General features: G+C 62.7%; 3 protein-coding genes. 1 reads left to right on the top strand and 2 read right to left on the bottom strand.

Features of this window, described 5'->3' with window-relative positions:
* Positions 1–110: 110 nt before the first annotated feature.
* Positions 111–461, bottom strand: a complete 351-nt coding sequence (locus QZ378_RS11940) for a response regulator (RefSeq protein WP_050001745.1) — start codon at positions 459–461, stop codon at positions 111–113.
* Entirely contained in the window at positions 458–829 is a 372-nt protein-coding gene (locus QZ378_RS11945; protein ID WP_291258426.1) for a hypothetical protein, read from the bottom strand. The genes QZ378_RS11940 and QZ378_RS11945 overlap by 4 nt, the downstream gene beginning before the upstream one ends.
* 203 nt (positions 830–1,032) lie before the next feature.
* Here QZ378_RS11945 and QZ378_RS11950 point away from each other — a divergent pair, with 203 nt between their 5' ends.
* The gene (locus QZ378_RS11950) at positions 1,033–1,764 is read left to right on the top strand and encodes a LytTR family DNA-binding domain-containing protein (RefSeq protein WP_291258427.1); all 732 of its coding nucleotides are present in this window, start codon (positions 1,033–1,035) and stop codon (positions 1,762–1,764) included.
* The last annotated feature ends 127 nt before the right edge of the window (positions 1,765–1,891 follow it).

Raw genomic sequence — 1,891 nt, forward strand, 5'->3', positions numbered from 1 at the left:
GCTTCATCAGATCGCCTCCATATAAAAATGTGGCACAAGAGGGATCAGCCCCCGGAGGGTCCCCTCCGGGGGCAAGGGGGTTCCCCCTTGCCAATGGGTTTTGCGTGTGGTCACCCGGCGCTGCCGGGCGGGCCCAGGATGCGGTGCAGGGTATTTTCCGGCTCGCCCCGGGGCAGGGGCTTGACCAGGAAGCCGTCCGCCCCCATGCGCTGACTGCGGGGGGCAAAATCCGCATCCTGGGTCACCCACAGCACCCGGACTCCGGGGCGTATATGCCGGGCGTAGTCGCAGTAGTTCATGCCGTCCGCCCCGTCAACCGCCACCACTGCCAGGTCGCAGGGACCGCCATGCTGCAGGTAGTATGCCAGCGTCACCCCGTCGGAAAAGGTTTTTATCTCTCCCCATGGGGACAGCACCTCCCTCCAGAAGTTTTCCCAGCTGTCACAGATCAGCGCGATCATCCCATCGCCTCCCATCGTTCTTTTACTCCGCACCGGCGCAGGCCATCGGCCAGTTCCTGATCGGTACAGTTCAGAGGAAGCAGCATGGCCGCCCCTAAGTCAAAGGCCGCCAGGCCGAATTTCTCGTCGTCGCTGAGCCACAGCAGGGGCAGGTCGTCGGACTGCTCCCGCAGGGCCGTGGCCAGTTCCAGCCCCCGCGCCCCCTTCATAGCCACCACCCCGGCATCATACCGGAAGCCGGGGACGGAGCGGATCTCCTCCGGGCGGTAGAACTCGTCAAACTCCAGCGCCGCCCGGGGCGCAGCCCGCCGCAGCCGTTCCTGCCACAGATCGGACTCCATAAACGGGGCACAGATGGCCAGCTTCATCCGGGCGCACCTCCTTCCACTAATTTTGAAAATAAAAAACACCAGGCTTTCACAGTCTGGTGTCATCTATACGGTATCAGGTTGTCAAGGGAAGCGCAAGGTCATTGGCACGAAGTGCATTTTTTTGGCGCGAAATACACGTCCGGGCCGGTGGATTTATGGTATACTGAAACTGGGATTTTATACGGACGGGAGGGATCAATATGACGCCATACCGCATTGCCGTGGTGGATGATCTGGAGCGGGACCGGGCGTGGCTGGCGGAGAAGCTGGCGGACTATATGGCCCGGGAACGGTTGGAATACGAGTTGACCGCCTTTGCCAGCGGAGAAGCGTTCTCTGCGGCTCTGGAGCAGGGCCAGCGGTTCAATCTGGTGTTTATGGACATTTACATGGACGGCATCACCGGCATTGAGGCCGCCCAAACCCTCCGGGCCAGGGACATGGACTGCAAGCTGGTCTTTCTTACCACCAGCGAGGACTTTATGCGCCAGGGCTTCTCCCTCAACAGCGCCCACTACCTCATCAAGCCGGTGAAGGACGAGGACTTTGCCCAGGCCATGGCCAACTGCCGCCTGGGGCGGGCCCTCCAGGTACCCACCCTTGCCGTCACGGTGGAGGGGCGGACGCTGGAGGTGGACACCCGCCAGATCCGGTATCTGGAGGTACAGCAGCGCAGCGTGGTGCTTCACACCACCCGGGGAGACCTGCCCCTGGGCCGCAGCTTTTCCGCCGCGGCCGCCCCGCTGGAGCGGGACCGGCGGTTTCTCCTGTGTTTCAAGGGAGTGTTGGTGAACATGGACCACATCGCCGCCCAGACGGGGGACGAACTGCGTCTGGACGACGGGAGCATCCTGCCCATCGCCCCCCGGCGCAGGCGGGAGATCCTGGCCCAATACCGGGCCTATATGTTTGGAAGAATGAGGGAACCGTAATGAAGAAAAGAAACAGAGGGGGTGCTCTGCTGTTGGTGCTGCTCCTGACCCTGGGCGGCGCTTGGCCTGCCTATGCCGCAGAACCTGAGACCCCGCCGCCTGCGGCCACAGAAGAAAGCGGCCTGCC

The sequence above is a fragment of the Flavonifractor sp. genome (assembly GCF_019422385.1).
In the GTDB taxonomy this organism is placed as follows: Bacteria; Bacillota; Clostridia; order Oscillospirales; family Oscillospiraceae; genus Flavonifractor; species Flavonifractor avistercoris.

Coding starts and splice junctions, on each gene's coding strand:
- QZ378_RS11940 (WP_050001745.1), bottom strand. CDS start 461: ATGATCGCGCTGATCTGTGACAGCTGGGAAAACTTCTGGAGGGAGGTG.
- QZ378_RS11945 (WP_291258426.1), bottom strand. CDS start 829: ATGAAGCTGGCCATCTGTGCCCCGTTTATGGAGTCCGATCTGTGGCAG.
- QZ378_RS11950 (WP_291258427.1), top strand. CDS start 1,033: ATGACGCCATACCGCATTGCCGTGGTGGATGATCTGGAGCGGGACCGG.